This window comes from Streptomyces sp. DvalAA-14, assembly GCF_900091855.1.
GTDB lineage: Bacteria > Actinomycetota > Actinomycetes > Streptomycetales > Streptomycetaceae > Actinacidiphila.
In genome coordinates this window covers 1-7,668 of the sequence record NZ_FMCH01000470.1, presented here as the reverse complement: position 1 = coordinate 7,668, position 7,668 = coordinate 1, and the positions used below count along the sequence as shown (strand labels likewise).

Genomic DNA, 7,668 nt, shown 5'->3' with positions numbered 1-7,668 from the left:
GCCAGCCCGCCGGAGTGCGTACGGTCCGACGCGAGCAGCACCGCCGTCACTGCGGCCCCGCGCCGCGCCAGCCGCGCCCCCGCGAACAGCGCGTCCCCGCCGTTGGACCCGCTCCCCGCCAGCACCACCACCCGTGCGCCGTACACCCGCCCCAGCACATCCCCGCACGCCGCGGCCAGCCCGGCCGCGGCCCGCTGCATCAACGCCCCTTCGGGCACGCCCGCCATCAGCGCCGCCTCCGCCGCCCGAACCGTCTCCACGCCGTGCCCGTACCGCATCCCGAACCTCGCCTCCCGTCCAACCCGACCCACCCGCCCCCTATCTTTGCCGCCCGCCGCCCCCTGAAGCGCTTCCGCCTTCCAGCGGCGAGCCGCGGGGGGCGTTGCCGTGGGGGGTGGGGCGGTGAGGCGGGGGCGGAGCATTGAGGCGGGGAGCGCCCGGGGGGTGGGTGGCGCCGGGCGCGGGAAGGCGCCGTCGGGCGGGAAGGCGCGAAAAGTGGGGGCCGTTGGGGCAGAGGGCGCCGGGGGGTGGGGCCTAGACGGGAGCCGTCCGGCGGGAAGGCGCCGGGGGTGCGGAGGGTGGGGCTAGACGGGAGCCGTCCGGCGGGAAGGCGCCGGGGGGATGGGGGCCGTCTGAGCGCCGGGGCACCGCTTCGTGGGTGCCGTAGCGGCGCGAGGGTGCCGCGGGGTGGGTGCCGTAGCGGCGCGAGGGTGCCGTCGGGTGGGGGACGTAGCAGCGCGAGGGTGCGGTGGGGGCCGTCCGGCGCGAGGGTGCCGTCGGGTGGGAGCCGTCCGGCGTGTGGGTACCGCCCTTTCCCTTTTTTTGCCGCGCCCTCGCCTCCGGCCGCTTAGACCCGGTCTCGACGGTCGATCGTGCTCGCTCGCTCGTACCTCACTCACTGCGCGCGTTCTCCCTTTCGAAACCGGCGCGGCCTTTGGCTCGGTCGCTACCGGCGAACCGTCGGGCGCAGGGTGCGGCCACCGGTGGACCGTCGGGCGCATCGCGGAGGCGGAAGCGGGCCCCTTCGCTCACCCTGCGCCGGAGGGCACGCTTGACCGGTCACTTGGCGCCGTGGGGTTCGCCGGTAGCCAGCGAGCCAAAGGGCGCGCCGGTTTCGAAAGAGACGAACGACAAGCGAGGAACGAGCGCAGGAGAGAGGAACGTCGAGACCGGGTCTAAGCGCCCGGAGGCGAGAGGGCGGCAAAAAAGGAGAACCCTATCCCTCCGCGATGACCACCGCGGAGGCGATGCCCGCGTCGTGGCTCAAGGAGACGTGCCAGGCGGTGACGCCGAGGGCGGCCGCGCGGGTGGCCACGGTGCCGGTGACGGAGAGGTGGGGGCGGCCGGAAGGGGTGCTGGTGATCTCGGCGTCGAGCCAGTGGAGGCCGGGTGGGGCGCCCAGGGCCTTGGCGAGGGCCTCCTTCGCGGCGAAGCGGGCGGCGAGGGAGGCCGCGCCGCGGCGCTCGCCGCTGGGGAGGTGGAGCTCGGTGGGGGTGAAGAGGCGCTCGACCATGCCGGGAGTGCGGGCCAGGGCCGCGGTGAAGCGGTCGATCTCGGCCACGTCGATACCGACTCCGACGATCATCCGACGATCACCCCAGCGAACTCGCACATGCCCGTCAGCTTAGGTGGGCGGCCGACACCCGCGCATCGCCAGGATCGCCCGCCGGAAGCACACCCGTGGAGCAGCCCGGCGGCCGGGCGCCGCCGGACCGCCGGAGCCGGGCCGGCGAAGCGGCCGCGTACCGGATCGGCCAGCCGGGTCACCGGCCCAGCGACCCCGCCGCGCGGCGCCGTCCCGCCCCCTGGACAATGGCCCGGTGCCGACCACCAGCGCCCCCACCAGCCCCTACGTCGATCTGACCCGGGATCAGTGGCGCACCTTGCGCGAGCGCACCCCGCTGCCGCTGACCGCCGACGAGGTGGAGCGGCTGGGCGGCCTCGGGGACGTGATCGACCTGGAGGAGGTGGTGGACGTCTATCTGCCGCTGTCCCGGCTGCTGAACCTCTACGTAGGCGCGCACAGCGGTCTGCGCGGCGCCCTGAACACCTTCCTCGGCGACCTGGCGGGCGGCGGCCAGGGTGCCCAGCCCGCCACTCCCTTCGTCATCGGGGTGGCCGGCAGTGTCGCGGTGGGCAAGTCCACCACCGCGCGCCTGCTGCAGGCGCTGCTGGCCCGCTGGCCGGAGCACCCCCGGGTCGAACTCGTCACCACCGACGGCTTCCTGCTGCCCAACGCCGAACTCGACCGCCGGGGCCTGATGTCCCGCAAGGGCTTCCCCGAGTCCTACGACCGCCGGGCGCTGACCCGCTTCGTCGCCGACGTCAAGTCCGGCCGCAGCGAGGTCGGGGCGCCCGTCTACTCGCATCTGAGCTACGACATCGTGCCCGGGGCGCGGCAAACCGTCCACCGCCCCGACATCCTCATCGTCGAGGGGCTCAATGTGCTGCAGCCCGCGCTGCCCGGCAAGGACGGCCGGACCAGGATCGGCCTCGCCGACCACTTCGACTTCAGCGTCTACGTGGACGCCCGCACCGAGGACATCGAGCGGTGGTACCTGGGGCGCTTCCGCACGCTGCGGGCGACCGCCTTCCAGGACCCGGAGTCCTACTTCCGCAAGTACACCCAGGTGGCGGAGGCCGAGGCACTGGACTACGCCCGGCTGATCTGGCGCACCGTCAACCAGCCCAACCTGGAGCAGAACGTGCTCCCGACCCGGGGCCGGGCCACGCTGGTGCTGCGCAAGGGCCCGCAGCACCGGGTGCAGCGCCTGAGCCTGCGCAAGCTGTAGGCCCGCGCGCCGGGGCCCGCGTCCGTACCCGGGCCTCGGGCCCGTCCCGGGCGTCCCGCAGCGGCCTGAGCCCAGCGAGCTCCCCCCCGCGACCTCAGCCCAGCACCGACTTCACGACGTCCGCCAGCCGTCCCGCCACCGTCCGCGCGTGGTCGATGTCGGCGGCCTCCACCATCACCCGGACCAGCGGCTCGGTACCCGACGGGCGCAGCAGCACCCGGCCGGTCGAGCCGAGTTCGGCTTCCGCCTCCACGACCGCCGCGGCCAGCTCCGCCGCGGAGTCGACCCGGCTCTTGTCCACGTCGGGCACATTGATCAGCACCTGCGGCAGCCGCCGCATCACGGTGGCCAGGTCCGCCAGCGGGCGCCCGGTCTCGGCGACCCGGGCGGCCAGCAGCAGCCCGGTCAGCGTGCCGTCGCCGGTGGTGGCGTGGTCCAGCACGATGACGTGCCCGGACTGCTCGCCGCCGAGCGCGTAGCCGTGCTCCTTCATCGACTCCAGCACGTAGCGGTCGCCGACCGAGGTCGCCACGAACGCGATGCCCTCGCGCTCCATCGCCAGCTTGAAGCCGAGGTTGGACATCACCGTGCCGACCACGGTGTTCTCCCGCAGTCCGCCGCGGTCGCGCAGCGACACCGCCAGGATCGCCATGATCTGGTCGCCGTCGACCTCCTGGCCGGCCGCGTCCACCGCCAGGCAGCGGTCCGCGTCGCCGTCGTGCGCGATGCCGAAGTCGGCGCCGTGCTCGACCACCGCGGCCTTGAGGGGTTCCAGGTGGGTGGAGCCGCAGCCGTCGTTGATGTTGAGGCCGTCGGGCTGGGCGCCGATGGTGATGACTTCGGCGCCGGCCCGGGAGAACGCCTCGGGCGAGACCCAGGACGCCGCGCCGTTCGCCTCGTCCAGCACGATCTTCAGCCCGTCGAGGCGGTTGGGCAGTACGCCGATCAGGTGAGCCACGTACTGGTCGAAGCCCTCCTGGTAGTCGCGGACCCGGCCGACACCGGAGCCGGTGGGGCGGTTCCAGGGGGCGCCGGTGCGGTGCTCGGCGTAGACCGCCTCGATCCGCTCCTCCAGCTCGTCGTCGAGCTTGTGGCCGCCGCGGGCCAGGAACTTCACCCCGTTGTCGGGCATCGCGTTGTGGCTGGCCGACAGCATCACGCCGAGGTCGGCACCCAGCGCGCCGGTGAGATACGCCACCGCGGGGGTGGGCAGCACACCGACGCGCAGGACGTCCACGCCCGCGCTGGCCAGGCCCGCCACCACGGCGGCCTCCAGGAACTCGCCGGACGCCCGCGGGTCGCGGCCGACCACGGCCACCGGGCGGTGGCCCTCGAAGCCGCCTGCCTCGGCCAGCACATGCGCGGCCGCGACGGACAGGCCGAGTGCCAGCTCGGCGGTGAGGTCGGCGTTGGCAATGCCCCGCACTCCGTCGGTGCCGAAGAGTCGTCCCACTGTTGTTCCTCCGATGACGTGCGAGGTGCGGCGGCCCGGCATACGCAGACACCGCTGGTCGTACCACCACACATATACGCCCCGCGCGCGTAACGCGAACGCCCCGGAGGCACCAGTGTGTCTCCGGGGCGTTCGACACGCCGGGCGGGATGGGTGTGCGGTCCCGCCGGAGGCGTCAGCGCTTGCTGAACTGCGGCGCCTTGCGGGCCTTCTTCAGACCGGCCTTCTTCCGCTCGACCGCGCGGTCGTCACGGGTCAGGAAGCCGGCCTTCTTCAGCGGGCCGCGGTTGTTGTCCACGTCCGCCTCGTTGAGCGCGCGGGCGACACCCAGGCGCAGCGCGCCGGCCTGGCCCGAGATGCCGCCGCCGTTGATCCGGGCGACGACGTCGTAACGGTTGTCGAGCTCCAGGACCTTGAACGGCTCGTTGACTTCCTGCTGGTGCACCTTGTTCGGGAAGTAGCCCTCGAGGGTGCGACCGTTGATCTTCCACTTTCCGCTGCCCGGGATGATCCGGACCCGGGCGATGGACTGCTTGCGGCGGCCGGTGCCGGCGGCCGGCTGCGGGTCGCCGAAGCGGGACGCGAGCGACTCGGAGGTGTACTCCGACTCGACGGCCTCCGACTCGAAGGTCGTGATCTCGTCGTAGGACTCTTCGCCCTCGACAACGGTCTCGGGAGTGGTCTCAGCCACGGTTCTCCTCAGATTCTTTCTGGTAGGCGGTGGCCGGGACTACTGCGCGACCTGGGTGATCTCGAACGGCTGCGGCTGCTGGGCCGAGTGCGGGTGCTGGTCACCCGCGTAGACCTTCAGCTTCGAGAGCATCTGGCGGCCCAGGGTGTTCTTGGGAAGCATGCCCTTGACGGCCTTCTCGATGGCCTTCTCGGGGTGCTTGTCCAGCAGCTCGTCGTAGCGGACGGAACGCAGACCGCCGGGGTACCCGGAGTGGCGGTAGGCCATCTTCTGGGTCTTCTTGTTGCCGGTCAGGTGCACCTTGTCGGCGTTGATGATGATGACGAAGTCACCGGTGTCGACGTGCGGGGCGTAGATGGGCTTGTGCTTGCCCCGCAGAAGGGACGCGGTCTGGGACGCCAGACGACCCAGGACGACGTCCTGCGCGTCGATGACGTGCCACTGGCGAGTGACATCGCCGGGCTTGGGGCTGAACGTACGCACGGTCGTAGCCTTCGCTTCTTCTCAGTGAGTGTGTCCTGACAAGGCCACCCGGACGATCACGACAGCCCTGGCTGCCTTCGGGGACGCAACCCGTCGGCGTGCCGCTGTCCATCGGCCCGGTGAACCGGCGTAAGGGCCCCTCACGTGAGATAGAGCAAGCCAATACGCATAACGAACTAGGAGGATACCCGTGGGGGCCCGCACGGGTCAAAACGCCGGTGCCGCGACCGTCCCGCGCCTGCCCGCGGTCCGGCGCTCGGGCCATCCGCGGGCCGGTCCGCTCAGCGCTTGCGCTCCACCCGCCGCTCGTCCCAGACCGGTTCGGCCGACTCCCGCACGAGCCCGTCCGAGCCGAAGACCAGATAGCGGTCGAAGGAGCGGGCGAACCAGCGGTCGTGGGTGACCGCCAGCACCGTACCGTCGTACGACTCCAGGCCCTCCTGCAGGGCCTCGGCGCTCTCCAGGTCCAGGTTGTCGGTGGGCTCGTCCAGCAGCAGCGCGGTGGTGCCGACCAGCTCCATCAGCAGGATCTGGAAGCGGGCCTGCTGCCCGCCGGAGAGCTTGTCGAAGGGCTGGTCGCCCTGCCGCTCCAGCTCGTAGCGGCGCAGCACCGACATCGCCCGGCCGCGGTCGTGGGCGTGCTCGGACCACAGGATGTCCACCAGGGTCCGGCCCAGCAGCTCGGGGTGCGCGTGGGTCTGGGCGAAGTGCCCGGCCACCACCCGGGCGCCCAGTTTGAAGGTGCCGGTGTGCGCGACGTCCGGATCGCCGGCCAGCAGCCGCAGGAAGTGCGATTTGCCGGAGCCGTTGGAGCCCAGCACCGCGACCCGCTCGCCGTAGAAGACCTCCAGGTCGAACGGCTTCATCAGCCCGGTCAGCTCCAGCTGGTGGCAGGTGACCGCCCGCACCCCGGTACGGCCGCCCTTGAGCCGCATCCGGATGTCCTGCTCGCGCGGCGGCTCCGGCGGCGGGCCGGCGTCCTCGAACCGTTTGAAGCGGGTCTGGGCGGCGTGGTAGCGGGAGGCCATGTCGGGGCTGATGGACGCCTGCTGGCGCAGCCGCAGCACCATCGCCCGGAGTTTGGCGTGCTCCTCGTCCCAGCGGCGGCGCAGTTCCTCGAAGCGGGCGAACCGCTCCTTGCGCGCCTCGTGGAAGGTGCCGAAGCCGCCGCCGTGCACCCAGGTCGTGGAGCCGGCCACGCCGGTCTCCACGCTCACGATCCGGTCGGCCGAGCGGGCCAGCAGCTCGCGGTCGTGGCTGACGAACAGCACCGTCTTCTTGGTCTGGGCGAGTTGCTCCTCCAGCCAGCGCTTGCCGGGGACGTCCAGGTAGTTGTCCGGCTCGTCCAGCAGCAGCACCTCGTCCGGGCCGCGCAGCAGCGCCTCCAGCACCAGCCGTTTCTGCTCGCCGCCGGACAGCGTCTTGACCTCGCGCCACTGGGCCCGCTCGTACGGGACGCCGAGCGCGGCCACGGTGCACATGTCCCAGAGCGTCTCGGACTCGTAGCCGCCGGCCTCGGCCCATTCGCCCAGCGCGTGCGCGTAGGCCATCTGGGCGGGCTCGTCGTCCTGCGCCATCATGGCCAGCTCGGCCGCGTCCACCGCCGCGGCGGCCTGCTGGATGCGCGGCCGGGCCACCGAGACCAGCAGGTCGCGGACGGTGCGGTCGTCCCGGACGCTGCCGACGAACTGGCGCATCACGCCGAGGCCGCCGCTGACTGTGACGGTGCCGGCGTGCGGTTTGAGCTCACCGGCGATCAGCCGGAGCAGGGTGGTCTTGCCGGCCCCGTTGGGACCCACCAGGGCCGCCACCGCGCCGTCTCCGACCCGGAACGAGACGTCGCCGAGCAGCGCCCGCCCGTCCGGCAGGTAGTAATCGATGTGCGCTGCTTCCACATGTCCCATGGGAGCGATTCTCCCCGGGGCGGCTCATTCGTCCCAAGTCGTTTTCGCCGCCGCCTTCCCGAATCACGAGAAGGGCCGGTACGGCAATATGATGCGCGACATGACTGAAGGGCCCGGGCAGCAGCCACCACAGGATTCGCCTTCCACCGCCCCCGAGGGCGGCAGGCGCGAGGTCCTGGAGGGACGCGTCATCCCCTCACGGTCGCAAGCGCAGCGACAGTACGACGACCGTCCGCCGCAGCAGACGGCGCCACCGGAGGACCCGCGGCAGCAGTACGCCGCGCCGCCACCGTCCGGCCCCGGGTCGTCCGGCGCCCCGCAGGCACCGGGCGCCGGACCGGCCTG

7 protein-coding genes and 1 pseudogene are annotated in these 7,668 nt (G+C 72.4%); 2 read left to right on the top strand and 6 right to left on the bottom strand.

Going from position 1 to position 7,668, the window contains the following annotated elements; genetic code table 11:
- Window positions 1-278 (bottom strand): NAD(P)H-hydrate epimerase (locus tag GA0115240_RS24540; protein WP_272919928.1); only part of this gene is annotated, 278 nt, incomplete at its 3' end.
- Between the two features lie 938 nt (window positions 279-1,216).
- Entirely contained in the window at window positions 1,217-1,585 is a 369-nt protein-coding gene (locus GA0115240_RS24535; RefSeq protein WP_093739718.1) for a holo-ACP synthase, read from the bottom strand.
- 235 nt (window positions 1,586-1,820) lie between these two features.
- Between GA0115240_RS24535 and coaA the strand changes: the two genes are divergently transcribed.
- Complete coding sequence (gene coaA / locus GA0115240_RS24530) at window positions 1,821-2,792, top strand: type I pantothenate kinase (RefSeq protein ID WP_256069958.1); 972 nt, start codon at window positions 1,821-1,823, stop codon at window positions 2,790-2,792.
- A gap of 94 nt (window positions 2,793-2,886) precedes the next feature.
- Here the strand turns inward: coaA and glmM are convergent, their stop codons facing one another.
- The 4 genes from glmM to GA0115240_RS24510 form a co-directional block, all read right to left on the bottom strand.
- Complete coding sequence (glmM, locus tag GA0115240_RS24525) at window positions 2,887-4,245, bottom strand: phosphoglucosamine mutase (protein WP_093739716.1); 1,359 nt, start codon at window positions 4,243-4,245, stop codon at window positions 2,887-2,889.
- Window positions 4,246-4,420: 175 nt separating this feature from the next.
- Window positions 4,421-4,936: a 30S ribosomal protein S9 gene (rpsI, locus tag GA0115240_RS24520; protein WP_093739714.1), complete on the bottom strand. Its 516-nt coding sequence runs from the start codon at window positions 4,934-4,936 to the stop codon at window positions 4,421-4,423.
- A gap of 39 nt (window positions 4,937-4,975) precedes the next feature.
- Complete coding sequence (gene rplM / locus GA0115240_RS24515) at window positions 4,976-5,419, bottom strand: 50S ribosomal protein L13 (protein ID WP_093739712.1); 444 nt, start codon at window positions 5,417-5,419, stop codon at window positions 4,976-4,978.
- 281 nt (window positions 5,420-5,700) lie between these two features.
- Window positions 5,701-7,323, bottom strand: coding sequence for an ABC-F family ATP-binding cassette domain-containing protein (locus GA0115240_RS24510; protein WP_176725162.1), 1,623 nt, complete (start codon window positions 7,321-7,323; stop codon window positions 5,701-5,703).
- 100 nt (window positions 7,324-7,423) lie between these two features.
- Here GA0115240_RS24510 and GA0115240_RS37690 point away from each other — a divergent pair.
- Window positions 7,424-7,668: pseudogene (locus GA0115240_RS37690) on the top strand (hypothetical protein); the annotation flags it as partial.

Coding starts and splice junctions, on each gene's coding strand:
- GA0115240_RS24510 (WP_176725162.1), bottom strand. CDS start 7,323: ATGGGACATGTGGAAGCAGCGCACATCGATTACTACCTGCCGGACGGG.
- GA0115240_RS24535 (WP_093739718.1), bottom strand. CDS start 1,585: ATGATCGTCGGAGTCGGTATCGACGTGGCCGAGATCGACCGCTTCACC.